Source organism: Polyangium jinanense (genome assembly GCF_028435265.1).
In the GTDB taxonomy this organism is placed as follows: domain Bacteria; phylum Myxococcota_A; class Polyangia; order Polyangiales; family Polyangiaceae; genus Polyangium; species Polyangium jinanense.
Genome location: NZ_JAGTJK010000012.1, coordinates 50,430 through 69,481, shown reverse-complemented (window position 1 = coordinate 69,481; position 19,052 = coordinate 50,430). Strand labels below are relative to the sequence as shown.

Annotated in this window: 19 protein-coding genes; 11 read left to right on the top strand and 8 right to left on the bottom strand. The window is 67.2% G+C overall.

Going from position 1 to position 19,052, the window contains the following annotated elements:
• From KEG38_RS22850 to KEG38_RS22835, 4 genes are all read left to right on the top strand, one after another.
• Positions 1 to 999: a hypothetical protein gene (locus KEG38_RS22850; RefSeq protein WP_272421852.1), complete on the top strand. Its 999-nt coding sequence runs from the start codon at positions 1 to 3 to the stop codon at positions 997 to 999.
• Positions 1,000 to 1,111: 112 nt separating this feature from the next.
• Complete coding sequence (locus KEG38_RS22845; RefSeq protein ID WP_272421851.1) at positions 1,112 to 1,561, top strand: hypothetical protein; 450 nt, start codon at positions 1,112 to 1,114, stop codon at positions 1,559 to 1,561.
• Between the two features lie 82 nt (positions 1,562 to 1,643).
• Positions 1,644 to 2,078: an STAS/SEC14 domain-containing protein gene (locus tag KEG38_RS22840; protein WP_272421850.1), complete on the top strand. Its 435-nt coding sequence runs from the start codon at positions 1,644 to 1,646 to the stop codon at positions 2,076 to 2,078.
• Between the two features lie 35 nt (positions 2,079 to 2,113).
• On the top strand, positions 2,114 to 2,548 hold the full coding sequence (locus tag KEG38_RS22835; protein WP_272421848.1) for an STAS/SEC14 domain-containing protein: 435 nt from the start codon (positions 2,114 to 2,116) through the stop codon (positions 2,546 to 2,548).
• Between the two features lie 12 nt (positions 2,549 to 2,560).
• Here the strand turns inward: KEG38_RS22835 and KEG38_RS22830 are convergent, their stop codons facing one another.
• Positions 2,561 to 3,184, bottom strand: a complete 624-nt coding sequence (locus KEG38_RS22830) for a hypothetical protein (RefSeq protein WP_272421847.1) — start codon at positions 3,182 to 3,184, stop codon at positions 2,561 to 2,563.
• Positions 3,185 to 3,259: 75 nt separating this feature from the next.
• On the opposite strand from KEG38_RS22830, the gene KEG38_RS22825 reads away from it, so the two are divergent.
• Both KEG38_RS22825 and KEG38_RS22820 read left to right on the top strand, forming a co-directional pair.
• Positions 3,260 to 3,655, top strand: a complete 396-nt coding sequence (locus KEG38_RS22825; protein WP_272421846.1) for a hypothetical protein — start codon at positions 3,260 to 3,262, stop codon at positions 3,653 to 3,655.
• A 93-nt stretch (positions 3,656 to 3,748) separates the two neighbouring features.
• Positions 3,749 to 4,333, top strand: coding sequence for a TetR/AcrR family transcriptional regulator (locus tag KEG38_RS22820; protein WP_272421845.1), 585 nt, complete (start codon positions 3,749 to 3,751; stop codon positions 4,331 to 4,333).
• Positions 4,334 to 4,339: 6 nt separating this feature from the next.
• Here KEG38_RS22820 and KEG38_RS22815 read toward each other — a convergent pair whose 3' ends face one another.
• On the bottom strand, positions 4,340 to 5,338 hold the full coding sequence (locus tag KEG38_RS22815) for an RNA polymerase sigma factor (RefSeq protein ID WP_272421843.1): 999 nt from the start codon (positions 5,336 to 5,338) through the stop codon (positions 4,340 to 4,342).
• A gap of 231 nt (positions 5,339 to 5,569) precedes the next feature.
• Here KEG38_RS22815 and KEG38_RS22810 point away from each other — a divergent pair, with 231 nt between their 5' ends.
• The gene (locus tag KEG38_RS22810; protein ID WP_272421842.1) at positions 5,570 to 6,454 is read left to right on the top strand and encodes a hypothetical protein; all 885 of its coding nucleotides are present in this window, start codon (positions 5,570 to 5,572) and stop codon (positions 6,452 to 6,454) included.
• Positions 6,455 to 6,458: 4 nt separating this feature from the next.
• Here the strand turns inward: KEG38_RS22810 and KEG38_RS22805 are convergent, their stop codons facing one another.
• Positions 6,459 to 7,391 carry a hypothetical protein gene (locus KEG38_RS22805; RefSeq protein ID WP_272421840.1) on the bottom strand — a complete coding sequence of 311 codons (933 nt, stop codon included), beginning with the start codon at positions 7,389 to 7,391 and terminating at the stop codon, positions 6,459 to 6,461.
• Between the two features lie 1,120 nt (positions 7,392 to 8,511).
• Between KEG38_RS22805 and KEG38_RS22800 the strand changes: the two genes are divergently transcribed.
• Positions 8,512 to 9,084, top strand: a complete 573-nt coding sequence (locus tag KEG38_RS22800) for a hypothetical protein (protein ID WP_272421838.1) — start codon at positions 8,512 to 8,514, stop codon at positions 9,082 to 9,084.
• Between the two features lie 10 nt (positions 9,085 to 9,094).
• Here the strand turns inward: KEG38_RS22800 and KEG38_RS22795 are convergent, their stop codons facing one another.
• A complete protein-coding gene (locus KEG38_RS22795; protein ID WP_272421837.1) occupies positions 9,095 to 9,355 on the bottom strand; it encodes a hypothetical protein in 261 nt (86 codons plus the stop codon).
• A 750-nt stretch (positions 9,356 to 10,105) separates the two neighbouring features.
• Between KEG38_RS22795 and KEG38_RS22790 the strand changes: the two genes are divergently transcribed.
• Together KEG38_RS22790 and KEG38_RS22785 are read left to right on the top strand one after the other, a co-directional pair.
• Positions 10,106 to 10,582, top strand: coding sequence for a hypothetical protein (locus KEG38_RS22790; RefSeq protein WP_272421836.1), 477 nt, complete (start codon positions 10,106 to 10,108; stop codon positions 10,580 to 10,582).
• 509 nt (positions 10,583 to 11,091) lie between these two features.
• Entirely contained in the window at positions 11,092 to 11,772 is a 681-nt protein-coding gene (locus tag KEG38_RS22785) for a hypothetical protein (protein ID WP_272421835.1), read from the top strand.
• A 255-nt stretch (positions 11,773 to 12,027) separates the two neighbouring features.
• Here KEG38_RS22785 and KEG38_RS22780 read toward each other — a convergent pair whose 3' ends face one another.
• The 4 genes from KEG38_RS22780 to KEG38_RS22765 all read right to left on the bottom strand — a co-directional run bounded on the left by KEG38_RS22780 (position 12,028) and on the right by KEG38_RS22765 (position 18,831).
• A complete protein-coding gene (locus KEG38_RS22780; RefSeq protein ID WP_272422025.1) occupies positions 12,028 to 15,852 on the bottom strand; it encodes a serine/threonine-protein kinase in 3,825 nt (1,274 codons plus the stop codon).
• Between the two features lie 165 nt (positions 15,853 to 16,017).
• Entirely contained in the window at positions 16,018 to 16,848 is an 831-nt protein-coding gene (locus KEG38_RS22775; protein WP_272421834.1) for a hypothetical protein, read from the bottom strand.
• 137 nt (positions 16,849 to 16,985) lie between these two features.
• Positions 16,986 to 17,813: a hypothetical protein gene (locus KEG38_RS22770; protein WP_272421832.1), complete on the bottom strand. Its 828-nt coding sequence runs from the start codon at positions 17,811 to 17,813 to the stop codon at positions 16,986 to 16,988.
• A 181-nt stretch (positions 17,814 to 17,994) separates the two neighbouring features.
• Positions 17,995 to 18,831: a hypothetical protein gene (locus KEG38_RS22765; RefSeq protein WP_272421831.1), complete on the bottom strand. Its 837-nt coding sequence runs from the start codon at positions 18,829 to 18,831 to the stop codon at positions 17,995 to 17,997.
• Between KEG38_RS22765 and KEG38_RS22760 the strand changes: the two genes are divergently transcribed.
• A complete protein-coding gene (locus KEG38_RS22760) occupies positions 18,830 to 19,051 on the top strand; it encodes a hypothetical protein (protein ID WP_272421830.1) in 222 nt (73 codons plus the stop codon). The two genes, KEG38_RS22765 and KEG38_RS22760, sit on opposite strands and share 2 nt — an antisense overlap.
• Position 19,052 lies beyond the last annotated feature (1 nt).

The following is a 19,052-nucleotide window of genomic DNA, read 5'->3' as shown; positions in this document are numbered from 1 at the left end:
ATGTTGCCGAAGACCGGCCCGCGCAGCCGCGCGCGGGCGTGGATCCTCTTGGGGGCGCTCCTCTTCGCGCCCCCCGCTTTTGCAGCCGATCCCCCGAAAGATCCGGCCCCGAACGATCCGCCGCCAAACGACGAGGCTCCCAAAGACGAACAGCCTTATGTGCACAAAGGGTTCGTCTACCGGAGCACGACCGCGGTGCGTTACAATCCGCTCGGGCTCTCGACGTTCTTCCGCATCGGCTACCAGCGCCCGCTGCTCGGCCCGCAGGAGAACATCCTCCTCCAGCGCACGTACATCGGCATCAACGCCGTCACCACGATCACGCCGGCGTACATCCGCGGAGGGCTGCGCCTCGACGTGCAGCCGCTCGCGTTTCTGCAATTCCTGTTCGCCTACGAAGGAATGGCCCTCTTCGGGACGTACGACACGCTGCAATCGTTCAAGCACGTCTCCGAAGATTTCGGCGACGTGCGGCAGATCGAGCGCGGAAAGCAAGGGCTCGCCTATCCGACGACCGGGGGCATCTTCACGGCCGACGTGATCTTGCAGGCCAAGGGCGGGCCGTTCCTGCTCGTGTCGGACACGCAGTTCATCCATACCGATTTCACGATCACGCCCGGCGACCGATTCTATTTCGATCTCCCGCTCGGCATGCTCGCGAAAGACGACGGCTGGATGGTCTCGAACGAAACGGATCTCCTCTTCGTGACCTCGTTCGGCCTCATGGCCGGCGCGCGGCACGGCGTGTATCACACGTTTTTCCCGGCCGAGATCATTGCCGGGGAGGAGGCGCGGGCCGAGCAGATCACGCCGGTCGAGTTCGCGGGACCACTCGTCGGATGGCAGTTCCCCGAGCACAATGGCCCCAAACGTTTCAATGCGCCCGGCATTTTTTTGAACGTGAGCTGGTGGATCCGGAACCCTTATCGGACGGGGCAGGAAGTCGCCGCTACGGTGCCTTACATCGTGGGTGGTTTCACGTTCAAGGGAACGCTTTGACCACGAAGTTCACACGCGTGGCCTCCCCTGGCAATCGTGTATCCTTTGCGGAATTACCGCACAATCAGGGCGCTAGACGCCACGAAAAACGCTGGTACGGTTCGTTCTGCGCATGGAAAACGATTCGCCGGAACGCATTGCCGTGGGCCCGCATCTCGTGACCATCCTGCCGCCCAACATGCTCCAGGTCGATTTCGGCTCTCCCCTCGATGGGAGCCAGGCGGGCCGTATCCTCGACTTGATGTGGCAAACCGGTTCCCGACGAGGCCCGCTCAAGGTGCTGATGGACATCACCCACGTGACGAACGTGCCCCGGGGCGTGCGGGAGTCGATCCGCACCCGCAACACCAAGAGCACGACCGCGGCCCTGGCCTTCGTCGGCGCGCGGTTCGGCGTGCGCGTCGCCATCGACATGATCATCGCCGCCGTGCGAATCCTCCGGCCCGACGTACCCGCGTATCCCCACAGCTTTTTCGATCGCAAGGAGGAAGCGCTCACCTGGCTCCGCGCCGCCCCCTCCGCCCCACGCCGCGCGAACGATACGCCCCAAGGGTCGCGCTGACGCAAACCGTGCGGGAGGCGCGCCGCTCGTGTAGGCCTCGTGGTAACCTATCGATCCTCGGCGCCGGTCGCTCCTCTTGCCCATGAAAAACGATTCGACGGAACGCATCCGCTTCGGCCCGCACGTCGTGACGTTCGTGCCGCCCGACCTGCTCGTCCTGGAGTTCGCGGTTCCGCTCGAGGTGGACGACTGCAACCGCGTCCTCGATCATGTATACCGGACGACGGCCGAGCGAGGTCCGTGCAAGGTGCTGATGGATATCACGCCCTTGAAGAGCGTTCCGCGCGACCTCCGGGAGGCGGTCCGCGCCCGCAAAGACGCCTCCAAGCACGCGGCCCTGGCCTTCGTCGGCGCGCCGTTCGGCGTGCGGGTCGTCCTCGAGATGATCATCGCCGCCATCCGGATCCTGAAACCCGAGCGGCCGCGTTACCCCTTCGCATTCTTCGATCACAAGGAGGAAGCGCTCGCCTGGCTTCATTCACAGCCGCGCGTCGCATCCTCAAACCACGCCGCTTGAAGGATCGAGGCTCGGCGCGATACAAGTAGCTTTCCATGTCCTCCCTACCCACGGTCCTCCGATTCGGTGACCATTGCGTCAGATTCGTGACGCCCGACATGGTCGTCGTCGAGTTCAAGCCGGATATCGCCATCGACGACGTCATTGCCATCACCGATGTGCTTCGGACGGTGAAGGAACGGGAGGGACGGCTTTTCACGCTGGCGGACGTGTCGAGCGTGACGACGGTGCCCCGGCGCGTGCGGATCCTGGGGCCCCGCGTCGTGCCGGCGTACGACGCCCTCGCCTTCGTGAGCGCCCATTTCGCCCTGCGCGTGGTCGCCGAAATGGTCATGCGCGCGACGAAGGTGCTCTCGCCGAAGTTATCGTTTCCTTATGCATTCTTCGACGACCAAGCGACCGCGCTCCCGTGGCTCCACGCCCAGCGGCGCGCCTTCGAGGCCACACACGCGGCGGCCCATCCCCGCTGAGAAAGCGGCCTTTCAGGGCGCCGGCATGCTCACGATCTCCTCGATCTCCTTCAGCACGAGCTGCGCCCGCCGCATGACCTCGAGCGCCACCTCGTACCGCATCGGCTGCGGCTCTCCCATCGCCACCGCATAACTCGATTCGAGCTCGGTCGTGCGATCGACGAGGTCGTTCGTCGCGCCGCCGTACGGGCCCTCCGCGAGCGCGAGCAGCGTCTCCACGCCGACGGAGAACCCACGCACGAAGGCCGCGCGCAAAGGCGGCGAGCCCGAAAGCCCCGGGCCCCGCATCGCCGCGGCCGCCTCCTGCATCTCCGCGGCCGCAACGCTCGTACCCACCCGCTCGCCTTCGGGCACTTCCTCCAAGGTGAGCGCGAAGAGCCGTAGCAAAAGCGCCATGTCCGCGTCGCTCGGCGGCATCGGACCGAGCAGCGTGCGCCGCAGGTTGATGCTGAAGTCCGAGCTGCGCTCGGCCAAGCGCTCGGGGGCGACGTACATGTCGGGCGGCGGGGACACCCGCAGCGCTTCCTGCTGGATCTGGCGGACGAGGGGCAGGTTCGCGGGCGGCGCATTGTCCCGCATGACGACCACGCACCCGCCGAGCAGGAGCAATCCCCCGCAAAGCGCCCCACGCACCATGGCTCTCCCCCGCCGTCCGGGGCTGCAAACCGCGCGCCGGTGACGCCGCGCCGCCGTTCTGTTAAGCCGGAACGCATGACCCACACGCAGACGTCGCTCGCTGTCGCCGCGCTCGCCCTCGGGCTCGCGCCCTTCGCCCTCGGCTGCGAAGAGAGCGCGCCTTCGCCCTCCCCCGCCGCCTCGGCCGAGCCGCTCACGGCCCCGAAGCCGATGGACGTCGTCCCCGCGAGCCCGCCCAAGGTCGACCTCGGCCCGCTGCCCGTGCCCGCCATGTCCGCCGCCGACCTGCCCCCCGATCCTGCCTCCTCGGCGGCCCCGAAGCCCACGGGCACGACCACGGCCGCGGCCCAGCCGCCCGCGGCGACGGCCCCGACCGGCGCGACGAAGGGCGGCGCGGCCCCCGCGGATCTGCGCGCCACGCCCCGCACCTCCCCCGGCCCGATGGCCCCGCGCACCGCGCCCACGGAGTGACCCGGACGCACGGCCCGAGCAGGGCCGTGACGATGGGGGGATCCCTTCGACGTGAACCTGTGGCAAACTCGTTCACGGTTCGAGGGAAGGTTCATGAACGACACCGCGCGCCGCGAGCAGATTCTCCAGGCCGCCGATCGCTTGCTCCGGCATTACGGGCCGCAAAAAACCACGGTGGCGGACGTGGCGCGGGAAGCAGGCGTCGGCGTGGGTACGGTGTACCTCGAATTCTCGTCGAAGGAGGCGATCGTCGAGGAGCTGTCGCGCTCGCGGTACGACGTCGTGCTCGACGCGATGCGGGCGGCGGCGGTGGCGGACGGGCGCTCGTTCGGCGAGCGTCTCGTGGGCGCGCTCGACGCGCGGCTGCGAGCGTATTTCACGCAGGCGGACGGCGGCGCGCACGCGTGTGACTTGTTCCATTGCGGGAGCCCCGCCGTGAAGAGCGCGTCCGAGCGGTTTTACCAGGAAGAACGGGCCCTGCTCGCGGACTTGCTTCGGCGAGGGACCGAGGCCGGCGAGCTCGACGTGGCCGATTCGGATCTCGCGGCGCGGGTCTTGCTCCGGGCTTACAAGAGCTTCGCGCCGCCGTGGATCTTCATGGAAGAACGGGACGAGGTGGGGCGATTGCATGCGGCTATGCATGCGATTGTGCTTGGTGGCGTCATCGCGCGGCGTTGAGCGAAGCTACTTCGCGCCCGTAACGCTCGCCTCGCCGCGTCTCGTGGCATTCGCAGCCATCCAATCGAAGGGCTTTGCATGGTCACGCTGGGGCGGCGCCAGCGGAAGACGCCTTGGGCTTCCATGCCGTGTGGCGTCCTCCGTGCGTGCGTCGCTGCCCTGGATCGTGGCAATGCTTCGCGGCTCGTCCCGGCGGACGACGTCGGCGCGGGTGGCTTGACTTGCCGTGATCGTGCCCGGCATGGCCTGCGGTGTCCCCCCGGACGGCCACATGCCGATCGCCGCGCCCACGGCGACGCTGCCCATGACGCGCATCGGGGACCGCGCGAGGGACGTGCGGAGCTGCCCAAATGCGGAGGAGATAGCCGCGCGTGCCACGCGCGCGGCCAGGACAAGAAGCAGGAACGGCAGGGCGATGGCGCTCCGCCCGATAGCACGCGATGGCGCCTCTTCGACGAATTCGAGCCTCGTGTGGAGGAGACCGATGCCACGAGAATAGCGGTGGAAGACGGTGGTCGGGGCCAGCTTCGTCTCGGCGGCGATCTCGCGTATGGTTTTTCCTTCGACCGCGTGTGCGCCGACGATATCGCGCATCTCGGCCGGTAGCGCGTGATAGGCCATTCGCACCGCGGCGTCGTGCTCGTCATCCCGCGTTCCGGCGATCCGCTCGTCGAGGTCGCCGAGCGGCGCGAGAGAAACGTATGTCCGCCGGCGCTTGGGCTTGAGGTTTGACAGGGCCGCATATTGAGCGAGCTTGCACATCCACGCGACGAACTCTTCCCATTCGTGTGTGCTCGGTTGTTCCTCAATGGGCTTGCCTAATGCGGTCACGAATGCATCATGCACGACGTCGATCCCATGCACATGCGCTCCAAGCCCGATCCGATGCACGTGCGCCACCATTCGCTCGACGAGCTCCCGATAGGCGGGGACGGTGAGCTCGAACGCCCGAGCCATGGGCTCGCCGCTCTTGGGTGGTTCCGTGTCCTCGTCCGGTCCGGCCATCGGTTTGTCCTCGCGCGCAAAAGCAGACCTCATGCATGTAAAGGTCGCGAGCGGCCCTGTTGTTCAGAAAAATCGACACGCGCCTCGACGATCGTCCCGGGCGGGGCCGGTCCCGGGGCCAGGCGCGGGTGGCCACGGCGCGGCCTCGCCGCGGCCTGCTTCGCCTTCGGGGCGCTCTTCCCGGAGGCGCGGGCGCATGCGGACGTCCCGCGGCATCGCCTGGACTTCAGGGTGGATCGCGCGCTGCCCCTCTGCGACAGGCCGCTCGTCTTCATGGCGATCCTCACGAACTGGGTGTCCGTGTCCACGTTCGACCCGCCGGCCGCGCGGACGCTCACCGTGCGCATCCGGCGCGCGCCCGACGCGGCCAAGCTCGCCGACGTGACGATCGTGGACGAGGCTGGGGACGTCGCGGAGGAGGTGCATCGGAGCTACGAGCCGGCGACGGAGTGCTTCGAGGTGCTCTACGCGACGGCGTTCGAGGCGGCGAAGCTGCTCGGCGCGTTCGAGCCGCCGGAACCGCCGCCGCCTCCGCAGCCGCCGGCGCCTCCGTGTCCGCCAGCGCCTCCGCAGCCACAACCGCGGCCGTCTCCGCCTCCGCTGCCGAGGCCGCCTCCGCTTCCGAAGCGGTTTTTTCTGGGTGCGGGGGTTGGGGCCTTCCTGAACGTGGCGCCCGAGCCGTTCCTCGCGCCGCGGGTGTCGGCGGGGTGGAACGTGGCGCCCCGGTGGGTCGTCGGGCTGGACGTCGCGGCGTGGCCGTGGATGACGGCGAACCCGCAGGACGGGCCCACGTCGGTGGACGTGGAGACATACCTGGGGACGGTGGCGGGGTGTTACCGGTTCGGGCGGTTCATGACGTGTGGCCTCTTGGCGGGGGGCGTGCTGCTTGGGAGTGGGACGAACCGGCTGTACGGGAATCCTTACGCGTCCCCCTTGCTTGGGCTGGGTGGGCGCGTCGCGGCCGAAATCCCCGTGTGGGAGCGAGTGACGTGGCGATCGGACGTGGACGCGCTCGGGTTCGTCCTCGCCCGACAGCTTACGGTGAACGGCGTACGCTTCTCGGATCCCTTCCCGCTGGCGATGAGCGTGACCACATCGCTCGCGTTCACGTTCTAGCGAGTCAGGACGTAGCCGCCCGGCAACATACCGTTACGGGTTTGTCAAGGGTCAGTTCGCCGACGACCTGGCCCCCGCTCGGGGTGCACGTGCCCTTCGTGTAGTTGAGGAGCTCCGCCGTCTTCCCACTGAGCTGGGTGCCGGGCATGAAGTCGTCACACGGAGCGACCATCCCCGCAGAGATAGGACGGGCGATGGCGACCTGGGAGCAACCTTGGCTGCTCCAGGCGGAGATCAGCACCTCACACATCCCGCCGGTCGGCGCTTCGCACGTGCAAGCCGAGCACTCGCGCTCGTCCTTCACCACGCCGTAAAGGACGTGCCGCTCCCCGGTCCACCCCTCCGGACAGAGGTGCTCGCCCTCCCGGAAGATACAAGAGGAGTAGTCGTCCCCCGCCGGCCCGCAGACCTTTTCGCTCTGCCCGTGGCAGACCGGCCAGGGCTCGGCGCGCGTGCACACCCGGCCGAGGGGGGTCTCGGGTCCACCGTTCCAGACCTTGGGGATCTCCTGCCCCGGATCTCCTTTTGTATGTGCCTTGCAAGGCTGCTCCTCGATCACCGGAGGCGAGATGGTGATCGACCGGACGCACGGCACGCCGCCGCAAAGCGTGGCGGAAGGGATCGCTTTGTCCTGGTTGCAGGTGCCGTCCCAGTTTGTCGACGGATCGAAGTTTGTCTTGACACCGCCCCCGGGATCATCACAGCCGGTGGAGCTGACGGTCCACGTCTGCGGCAGCTTGCACGACCCCTCGGGCTCCTCGCACGAGCACTCGCCACATAGAAGAGGAGGGGGCGCGGGGATCCCTTCGAACGCGAGAATCGGCGCGTCGTCGGGGCACGGCGGCGGCTCGCGCCAGTCGGAGAAAAACGCGACGAGCGTCCAGTTTTTCGGAGATTCGTCTACACATTCGCCGCCGCCCGGACAAAGCGACGACATCCCTCCATCCGCTCCCCCATCCGAGCACTTCGGGGGGAGCGGGGGCGGACCATCACAGGCGTTCGGGCAGTCCCACGGGATGGGTTTCGGCGTGTAGATCCACGGACGGTCCGGATCAGAGCACGCCTCTGGAAAGGGACAAGGGCAACACCGGTTCGGAACCTCCGGAGGACAATCGCCACCGGGGTCGTTGTCCAGGCCGCAGGACAGAACACCAACCGCGCCGGCCCACCCCGCCGCGATCACCAACAAGAACCCGACTACCTTGCGCATGCCGCAAGCATACCGGGGTTGTCACCGACAAGGCAACCCGATCCACAAAAAAGGTTCGTCCCGGGATCCCGGGACGAACGAGGTACGATGGTCTAAAAAAAACGGAGGACCGCACTCCCACGAGGTCCGCACAATTTGTTTTTTTGGGTTTTGCTCGGTCCCGTCTCCCGGTGCTTCCGGGTGGGTGCTCGCGAGCCGCAGGTGCGCGGAGCGTGGGCCCGTCCTCCCGCAAAAAGGTTTGCCCGAGGAGAGGGAGAAAGGCAAGAGGAAAAGTCGACGTACCCAGAAAAACCCGTTCTCGGCCCGGGCGGGTGGATGAGGAGGGATCGGGACAAACCGGGGACGGGTCTTGGGCGGTGGCTGCGGACGTGAGCGCCGGCAGCGGTGGGGGACGAGGTTACTGCGCCGAGCTGGGCGTCCCGGGAGCGATGCTCCTTCGTCTGAGTTCTTCTTGCTCTTCTTCGTTGAGCTCGTCCCGCCACGTAAGGACCGCAGGGCAGAGCTTTTTGCTTTCGGCGCCGGTGCAAAGGAGGAAGGAATAGTGCTCGTACTCGTCGAGCTTGCCGTTGCCATCGAGATCGTCGAAAAGATGGCCGCACCGGCCTTGGACGACGTGCATGTGGGCCCAGAACGTGGCCCCCGTAGTGTCCTCGCAGGGAATTCCACACCAGATCGGGTCGAGCTCCGTGCATGTGTTCCTCGACAACCCTCAGATCCCGCCTTGGCCCCCGGCTCCGGGGTCGGCCCCGGTTCGGTGGAGGGACGCTGAGCCAGGCGGGGCGTGGAGACAACCGGGAAGAACGAACCGACTCGCGATCCCGGCTCCGATGATGTAAGGTGCACCCTTGTGAGAGCTCCGAGCCCGAAGACACGCCGCGCGGCCTTCGCCGCCCTCGTCATCGCCGCCGCCGCAGCGCTCATCCTGGGGGCGCGCGGCCCGGACGAGGATGACCCGATGTACAAGCACTGCGAGGATGACCTCGGGTACGTCTTCGATGGCTGCCATGAATGGGACGTCTGTCCGTACGTGGACGAAGAGTTCGTGGACGCGTGCGTCGCTGGTTGCGTGCGCGCGATCTGCCCGAAGCAAGCCGAGTGCACGGGCCTCGACCCCATGTTTTGCGCCCCCTGTGACGACATGCAGGGCGCCGCCTTCTGGCGCAACGTCGATGCGGCTCGCTCCCGGTGCGGACACAAGGCCGGGTTCTTTGTGTTGCTGGACGACCCCACGGAGGCGACGTATCAGGCGATGTATCGCGCCTTCGATGAATGCTTCCCCGTGGATGTCGAGCAACACTGCCCGGCTCTCGCCCGAACCGATTGGTTGGCCCGCTTCGACGCCGTCACGCCCATCCCTCGTAAACGCACCATCCCTGCACGCGCTCCCACTCCAGGCGCACAATCATCTTCGCCGCGGTGAAGGCTGGACTTCAGGTCCCGCCGTGGCCTCCCTCCCCGGGGTGGGCATCGAAGCCCCCTTCTCCGCCTGCCCCCTCCTCCTCGTCGAACCAATAGTCCCCGGTGCCAGCGCCCACCCCGATCGTGACGAGGGTCCCGCCGGTCGGCCCCGTGTAGTCGGGCCCGTTCGAAGTGCCAGCGCCGTCGAGGCAGATCAACGCGGGAGCGGCCTCGAACTCGCATTTTATCTCTGTCTCGTAGGTCCTTATTTTCATGGCTTCCTTCTTGCACATGCCTTGATTCCAGGAGCCATGATCGCGGATGACCGGATCCTCGTTCCCCTGCAAATGCTCCACGGAATCAGGACGCCCTGCCTGATTCGGGCATATAATGGTGACGTTACACTGAATGGCGGGGCCTTCGACCCCACCAAGATCAGTGTGTTTTCGGGTTTCGGCACTTGCTCTCACACCCCACCCCGAACAGAACCCCCCACGCGACCAAGACCCCGACAACGACCCTCTGCATACACATCCCCTGTCTGCCGCTGCCTGCAGCGCCCGCGCGTCACCCCCGCGCATGTGAAATCCTCCTTGCCAGACCCTCCCCGACAGGGCCAACAATCCCCGACCCGAGGCCCCGACCCGCGCAGCCCACCGACCCACCCCCGAAGCACATCCCCGCATTCGTGGAGCCCATCGCCCAGGGTCCCCACGAAAGCGAGATACCCTCCAACGGTCGGCAACGACCCTCCGAGGCTATCCCCATGGCCTCCACGGCTCGCCCATGGCCCTGGAGCATGTCTCACGACCCTCCAAGGCTATCCCGATGCCCTCCAGGGCCATCCGCCGCCCCACCACCCCGAGCCGCCCACGCTCGGAGCCGCGGGCCCTCCTCGCGACGGCTCCGCCTCCCCTCCCCAGGCATCTCGCCCGAGCCTCCGAGGATGCCGCCCTCGGCTTGGAAGGTTTGAACGTCCGCCAGCGTTGTGCATTCGTCTACACCAAACGGCCGAGCGCCGTAGAACAGAAAGGGAGGCGGTCATGGGCACCCCGAAGTACCCCGAGGTCGGCGACCTCATCATCGACGCAAGCGATATCAAGGTAACGGACATCACGCCGGAGCAGATTCAAAAGCTCACGAAGCTACGCGACGGATTCGAGGCCGCCGTCAAGAATCTCCTCGGACTGAAGCCCGAAGACGCCGACCGCGCAGGGCTCAACGAGAAAGACAAGGAGCGGCTCGCCGCTGCTTTCGCGAGGGATCAGCGAATCGGCGAGCTCCTGCCCGCCTCGCAAAAGCTCACGGAGCTGCTCCACGAGACGCGCCAGACGACACGGCACGAGATCGCCACGATCCTCGCCGAGAATGCCGCGCAGGCCAAGCGCAGGGCAGACCGCGTGCAGAATGGCGCCGAGGTGCTCGGTCCCGTCGCGCCCTTGATGGACTACCAGTATGGGCCGGCCAACAAGGCCGCGGCCACGAAAGAAAAAGCCAAGGAGCCAAAGCAGGAAGTCTGAATCAAGCCGCGCCTAGGCACGTAAGCTCGTCCCGCCTCCGCCGCAGCCGCTCGCTCATCACATTCCCGATCGAACCATCGATCGTCTGCTTCCTCGTCGTCCTTTCCCTCCGAACGCTCCTGGGCGATTCGTGAGCTTCCGTCTCCAACGCTGAGGAAGCTCATGAGCATCGTGACGACGTCGACAAATGGCCAAATCGCTCGCGGCGAAATGCGTGGTTCGCCGTTCCCCTCCCCGTCCGGGGCAACCGCCCAGTGCTCGCAGAGCACGATCTCAGCGTAACCTCTCCCCTGTGAGCACGTGGGTCACATCACTTGGTGGTCACTTCGCCGTGCAATCAGACCATAGAAGGCAGCTCATGCACAGCTGAATGACCACCGCGCTTGCATTGCACATAGGGCGCGCGTCCGGACGGCGAGGAAAACATATAAAACTTGGTATGGCTGGTGCCATGGGAGAATGCGCCAACACATGGAGCCCCCGGCTCCCAAAAAGGAGGCCGTCCCCCAATGAACACGATCAAATTCACTTTTGCTGCTCTTCCTCTCTGCGCTCTCCTGTTCGGCTGCGCGTCCGAACTGCACGAGGAAAGAGATCTCGGCGTGGCGGAGCAGGCGAACGGAAATGGCGCCCCGAGCGGCTCGCATCACACGCTCAACATCATCGGCGTTCCGAAGGGCAAGAACCCGGATATGACGGGAAACAGTGGCAGCCGCATCTTCGTGCCGCTCGACGGACCGGCGCAGATTTACCTCGCGGAGGGTCCGTCCTTCAACGTGCTCGATGCCAACGGCACCGACGCCAACGGCGCGAAATTCGAGCTCCCCGCGGCCGACGCCGATAACGACGGAATTACCTCGTATTCGGTGTTCGCGCGCCCGCTCGGTACGCCCGGCGGCTCATCGACGACCACGACGTGCATGACCGAGACGGTGACGAGCCCGACGGACGAGGCGGAGGAGTACTGCAGCGTTTATTCGATGGAGCTCGATCGCACGAAGGGCAAGCAGACGTTCACGAACGTCTCGAAGGAGCTGCTCTACGTGTACGCGGACGTGGACGGCGACGGCGACATCGATCGTGTGCCGCTCTTCGCCGATGGATACGAGAATTTCCTCTGGGATTACGACAACAACGGCTTGAAGGTGGCGCAGCTCCGCTTCTACGACGAAGCGACGAACGTCAACTGATTTCCACCCACGTGGCGCTGTGGCCCATGACGGCCACAGCGCCGTCCGTGGTCCTCCTCACGGTGGATGGCCCCCGTGATTGGGGCGCCCACGGCTGTCGGGCTCGACCCACCCATACCCGCGATCCCTGCACCCAGCTTCCGGCGAGCCCGGATCGTCCCATGAACGGACCACCGGCGGGCTCCTGCCCGTCGCGCAGAAGCTCGCGGGGCTGCTCCACGAGACACGCCAGACGACGCGGCCACGAGGGCTGAATCAAGCCGCGCCCAGGCACGCAAGCTCGTCCCGCCTCCGCCGCAGCCGCTCGCTCATCACATTCGGAATCCGCGACGCTGCCGCGATGGCTTTCTCGAGCTGACGCATCGCCCGCTCCCGCTGGCCGAGGCGAGACGCATGCAGCGCCCGCGCCTCCAGCACCTCGATGTGCTCCTGCCCCACGCTCGCGCGCGCCGAGCGGGCTTCGAGCGCCTCCCACGCCGATTCGATGTCGGAAAGGGAGCCCCCGTCGTCCCCCGTCGCGAGCTCGATCATCGCGCAAAGCACGTCCTCCGAGGGCGACATCTCGGCCGCGCCCCCGCGCAATGCAGAGGCAATGGCCCGCGCCGTCCGCGCATCGCCGCGGGCGAGGGCAATACGCGCGTCGAGCAGGGCGAGCATGGCCGGACGCACGCAGCCGGCACGCCGCGCCGCGACGGCCAGCGCCGCGCGAATCATGGGCTCGGCGGCCTCGACGTCGTCCATCCAGTACAGGTGCTCGGCCAGGTTGTAATGACCCGCGAGCTCCATCGTCGGCTGGCCGAGCTCGCGGCCGAGCTCACTCGTGCGCTCGAAGTCCCGGATCATGCCCTCGCGATCGCCACGAATGCCCCGGACCATGGCGCGCGTGTTCCACGCGGCGCCGAGGTGCAAAAGGTCGCCGCGCTCCTCGCAGCGGCGAATGACCTCGTCGAGCAATGCCGCGGCCTCGTCGACCCGGCCGAGCAAGGGCAGGAGGTAGGTGAGGAGCAGATGCGCGATCACGTAGGTCTCGTATCCCTCGTCGCCGAGGCGGCTCGCGAGCTCGGCCGCGCGCGAAAGCTCGTCCGCGGCCTCCTCCTCGCGCTCGGCACGCAATGCCGAGCGGCCGACGCCGAGCAAGAGGCGCGCTTCGAGGAGCGGCGAGCGCGAAGGGAGGGCCTGCTCCTCGATACGCGCGGCGAGCACGCGGCGTTCGGCTTCGCGATATTCGCCCATCCAGTCGAGCACCATGGCCTCGTCGAGGTAAAGCTCCACGATGAGCGACGCCTCCCCGCGCCGCGCCGCGCCCTCGCGCGCCCGCGCAAGCTCGGTGAGCGCATCGTGAAAGCGGCCGAGGCGAAAACGCGAGAGGCCACGGCCGCGCTGCGCGCGCGTTGGGAGCTCGCCCCAGAGCGCCTCGGCCTTGCCATAACATCGCTCGGCGTCGAGGTAATCCTTGCGGGCCGCCGATTGCTCGGCCGAGGCCAGGTAAAACGAGGCCGCCCGCGCCGAGGCGCCGCCGCGCTCGAAATGTTCCGCCAGGACGAGCGCGTCGGCTTCGCCCTTCTCCTCCAGCCATTCGGCCGCGAGGTGATGGCCGAGCGTGCGATCCTCGTCCGTGAGCATCGCATATGCGCCCTCGCGCCAGAGCGCCTGTCGGAACGCATATTGGGGTTCGCCAGGAATGCGGCTCTCGCGCTGGCGCGTGACGATCTCGTGCGAGACGAGGGCCGCGAGGTCACGCGCGACGGATTCGTCGTCCTCGCCCGCGAGGCGCGCGACCGCGCCACGCCAGAAGACCTCGCCGAGAATGCTCGCGGCGCGCAAGGTGCGGCGCGCGCGCGGCTCCAATCGTTCGAGGCGTGATTGCACCATGGCCACGACCGTCCCGGGCGGGGTGCCGCCGCGCCCCTCGGCCTCGGCGCGAATGAGCTCTTCCAGGAAAAACGGATGCCCCTCGGAGGACGCGACGAGGCGCTCTTCGAGCCCAGAGCGAAGCTCGCCGAGCGCGTGGCGAACGAGGCGCACGCACGCCCGCGGCGAGAGCTGCCGGAGGCGCACGTCCTGCCGGCCGCGGCTCGACCAGAGGCCGGGAAAGAGCTCGTCAATCTCGGGGCGCGCCGAGGCGAGGAGGAAGATCGGCTCGAACGCGAGGCCCTCGAGCGCGGCGTCGAGCGCGAGCAGCGAGGCGCGGTCGCCCCATTGCACGTCTTCGAGGAGGAGGACCAAGGGTTTGTCCCCGCATTCCGCGCGCAAAAAATCGCGGAGGGCGCGCTGCATCTGCTCGCCGCAAAGCTCGGGGTCCTGCCGCGCGGCGCGGAGCGGCAAGTCCTCGTCGTCCGGAAAAGGCACGCCCGCGAGCTCGCCGAGGAAGCTCGCGACGCGGCGGCGATCCCGCTCGGGGACGCGGCGCGCGACGCGGGCGGAAAGCAACTCGCGGCGGCGCGCGAGGGGCTCGCCGCCGCGAATGCCCGAGGCGCCGCGCAGGACCTCGGCGAGCAGGCCGAAGCTCGAAGCGACGCGCAAGGGATCGCCGCGGCCGAACCAGATCTCGGCGGGCTCGACGGCGGCCCGCTGGCGCTCGACGAACTCGTGGAGCAGGCGCGATTTGCCAATGCCCGCGGGGCCGGAGACGACGACGACACGCGCGGCCGGCTCGTTCTTGCAGGCGCCGAAGGTGAGGTCGAAGAGGCCGAGCTCGTGCTCGCGGCCGACGCAAGGCGTGGCCTTGCCGAGCAGGGGCCGCGAGACCTCGAAGCTCGCGCGCTCGCCGAGGAGCGCGAAGCCGCCGCGCTTTTGGGCCTCGACGTCGAAGCGCGCGTCGAGCAGGCCCGCCGTGGTCTCGTCGAGGGCGATACGGGCCTCGCCGCCCCGCGCGTGGAGGAGCCGCGCGGCGCGGTCGATGGCCTCGCCGACGGGCACGCCCCGCGCGCGCTCGCCAAAGCCCGCGGCGACGGCCATGGCGGCGCCGGGCGCCCGCTCCCAGAGCGCGAGCGCGCAGCGGGCGACGTGGGCCGCGACGTCGGTGGGCACGCGCGTCCGATCGATCACCACGGCCGCGGTGCCGTCCGCGAAGACCTCGAGGTGTCCGCCGAAGCGTTCGGCGATCGCGCCGAGGTCGTCCGTGGGCGAGTTGCAGGCGAGCGTGGTCGTCGGGCCGAACGGGCCGAGCGCGATATCACGGCGGCCGCGGAGCACGACGCCGAGGAACCTCCGCTCGCCCTCCCCGAGCGTCGATCGAGGCGCGGAGGAGCGTGGGGCCTCCGAGCTCGGGGGCTCGAGGTCCTTCTCGGCGGCGAGCGCGAACGCCACGGCCGCGCCGTCTTGTGGCCTCCCGAGCGGGTCTTTGGCGAGCATCCGGGCGACGAGGCCATCGAGCCACGAGGGCACAGCGGGCGCGCGCTCGGCGAGGCGGGGCGCGTCCTCGAAGATGATCTTCGCAAGGACGGCGATCGTGTGATCGGCGCGGAAGGGCGGCGCGCCGGTGATGCACTCGAACATCAGGCATCCGAGCGAGAAGACGTCGGCGCTCGCCTTGACGATGCTGCCGCTGCGGACCTGCTCGGGTGCCATGTAGCTCGGCGTGCCGATGACGGTGCCGGTCTGCGTGATGCGCGAAGCTTCCCCACAATGCGCGATGCCGAAGTCGAGGATCCGCGGCTCGGAGACGGCTCCGTTCACGAGGAAGACGTTTTGCGGCTTGAGATCGCGGTGCACGACGCCGGCGTCGTGCGCGACGGAGAGGGCCTCGGCGAGGCGCTGGCCGAGCGTGAGGGTCTCGCGGAGCGATAGCGGCCCGCGGGCGAGCCTGCGCCCGAGGTCCTCGCCTTCGAGCCATTCCATCACGAGCAGCGGGCTCGACGCCGAGGACGTGTCGTAGGCGACGTAGCGGACGATGCCGGGATGCGAGAGGCGCTCCAGGATCTGCGCCTCGCGACGGAAGCGCGAAAGGCTCTCGGGAGAAACGGCGACGAGGATCTTCGCGGCGACGACGTGACCGGTCACGAGGTCTATGGCGCGAAAGATTTCGCCCATCCCCCCTGCATTGACACGCGCCTCGACGCGGAAGCGCCCACCGAGCACTTCTCCCGGCCGCACAAGGGGAAGCGTAACCCTAGGATTTCCCGCGTCCAGGGGCCATCGGGAAGGAAACGACAATCGATATCCGACCGGGTCGAATGTAATGGTGTGGAGCCCGCCTGGAACGGAGGAAGGCGTGGAAAGAGAGACTGCACTTTCGGGGTGGTATCAGGGCAATCCAGTGGTAAGTACGAACTTCGTGGTCGTCGAGCTCTGGCCGGGCCTTTCGGTGCAGGACGGATAATACTGACCCGCGCCGTTCAAGGTCTGACACGCCGTGGAGCAGGGACCGACGATGTCGATCATCCCGCACTCCTCGACACCTCCGCCGGCGACGAGGTGCCCCACGGCGCAATCGCGTTTCCAGGATCGGGAGTTCGTCACCGTATTGCTGTTGTAGCAGGCGTGAAGAAATGGCGTGGGCGCCCACAGGTTGCCCCAGAACGCGCCTTCGACGTCCGGATACGCGGCGAGCTCCGAGCTGCCGCTGAGCGTCTTCAAGGGCTCGGTGAGTGATCGGATCGAAATGACGACGGGCACCTCGTAATAATTGACGCGGGCCGCCAGGCAGGCGCTCACCATGTACTGCCCCTGTGTGTTGAGCGGCCCCGTGGCCCAGCCGGGCGCGACGCCGAGCTCGCCCCAATACGTCTCGTCGTGGACCACGTTCGACGCGTCGGTCCAGGAGAAGGAAAAACTCTGCGAGGTGGTGAAGGCGCAGCCGACCGCATATTTGAGAAAACGACGGGCAAGCGTGCCATTGGACCCCGGGTCCTCTATCGCCGTGAGGGCCTTCGGGTCGAGGGTATTCAGCGCGATCCCGTTCAGGGCGATCCCGTTCAGCGCGAGCGAATTGAGCGCGAGCGCGTTCGAAGACAGGTGGTTTCCCTGCACCAGCGCGACCTCCGCCTCCATGACGTCATCAGAAGTCTCGTCGATGTAAGCGGTGCAACCGGGGGTCAACGCGAAGAGCATCATCAACGGCGACCAAGCTCGCATGTCCACCTCCAAGGAACGGCATTCTCCCCGGGGCGGTTCGTCCGCGGGGGGTATCGGGCTTCGATGATCTCTGGCTGGAATGCGTTGCGCGGCTCGGTCGCACGCTGCGCGGAAAGGTGTCCGGGTCGGAGCGGCGATCAGGGCAGCGCGGTCGTCACGACGAGGTTCGTTTTCGATTTGCCTTTCCCGTCAGGTTTGTCACCGCATAATCGGTAGTATCGACCGCCGCTGATCAAAGGTCCGCACACGGCGCTACAGGGGCCGACGATGTCGATCATGCCGCACTCCTCGATCGTGCCGTCGTCGCGCAAATGCCCTGCGGCGCAGTCGCGGCTCCACCCGCGGGAGTTCGCGACGGTCTCGCTGTTGTAGCAAGCGTAGATGGCGGGCGCGGTGCCCCAGAGGTTGCCCCAGAACGCGCCCTCGACGTCCGGGAAATGGTCGAGCTCCTTGTCCCCGGGGACCTCGAGGGGCGGCTGCGTCGATCGGATCGATATGAGCACCGGCACCTCGTAATAGTTGACCCGCGCAGCCACGCAGGCGCTCACCATGCGTTGCCCCTGGAGGTCGAGGGGCCCCGTGGACCAGCCGGGGGCGACGCCCAGCTCCCCGTGGTACGTCTCTTCGTGAGCGACGCGCGCCGCGTCCCACCAGGTGAACGCGAAGCTCTGCGAGGGCGCGAAGGCGCAGCCGATCGCGTAACGAAGGAACGCGCGCGCACGCGCGCCCTTCACGCCCGCGTCCTGGATGGCCGAAAGCGACGTCGGATCCATCGAATTCAGCCCGATCCCATTCAGGGCAATTCCGTTCAGCGCCAGCGAGTTCAACGCGAGCGAGTTCGCGGCCAGTTTGTTACCCTGCACCAGCACGCCCTCGGCCTCGAGTACGTCCTCGGAGATCTCGCCGACCCCTGCACAACCCGATAAGCAAACCAGGAGCCCTATCGTCCTGAACCAAACTTGCATAAGCCCTCCCTTGTACGGATTCGAACCCCGTGGACGACCGCTTCGAGTGCCGGACGGATCGCCGACGGGTTCGTGCTTGGATGATCGGAGGGCACAACGCGTTGCGCGGCGCGAGCATCGGGCCGGTCGCGCGCGATGGAGGGGGGGGTGTACGGGACGGTGCCGGTGGGAAAGGGCCCGTTCAGGGCAGCGCGGTCGTGATGATGTGCTCGGTCATGGTGGGATCCTGCCCCGGGTGCACGATGCACGAGGGGTACGCGCCCGTCTCACCGTTCACCGGCTCGCAGACCTCGCTGCACGGACCCACGATATCGATGAGGCCGCACTCGTCGATGGAGTTGTCGGGGTTCAGGTGGCCCGCGGCGCAGTCGCGAGAATGGGCGCGGGAGTTCGCGATCGTATCGGCGTTGTAACAGGCGTGGACATAGGACGTATCGCCCCAGAGGTTGCCCCAGAACGCGCCCTCGATGTTCGGGTAGTTCGTGAGCTCGGCCGGGTCGATGACCTTCAAAGGCACCTCGGGCGCGCGCATCGAGATGGTGACGTGCGTGCCGTAGTAATTCGTGAGCCCCGCGAGGCAAGCGCTCACCATGCGCTGGCCCGTCAGGTCGAGCGGGCCCGTGTGCCAGTCCGGTGAGAGCCCGAGCGCACCCACGTAAACCTCGGGGTGCTCGACGCCCTGCGCGTCGGTCCAGGAGAACTCGAACGTCTGGCCCGCATTGAGCGCGCAGCTCACGGCGTACTTGACGAACTCGCGGGCGAGGTCGCCGTTCGCCCCAGGATTCCGGATCGCCGAGAGCGAATCCGGATCGAGCGCGTTCACGTTGAGCGCGTTCACGTTGAGCGCGTTCACATTGAGCGCGTTCACGTTGAGCGCATTCACGTTGAGCGCATTGGTCTTGACGATCTCGCCCTCCGCAACCCCGACCGCATCCTCCTCCGGCCCCACCTCCGCGGTGCACCCTCCAAGAGCCGCCGCCAAAACCACGAGCTGAGCCCCTCGACCGAGAACACGCATGATTGACCTCCGCTCCTGCAGCAAGAAACCAACGGAGCCGAATGTCGCAGAGTTTCCGGACATTCCATTATGTCTAGATGCATTCCAAGAACGAAGCAAGCACAAAAATGGCGAAACCACTGCGCCGAAATTGCTCAACATGCGCAAGTGCCACGCGACGCCAAATAAGAAGGGTGCGTCGGCGCACGATCGCGACGCATTGCATACAGTAAAAACCTGAT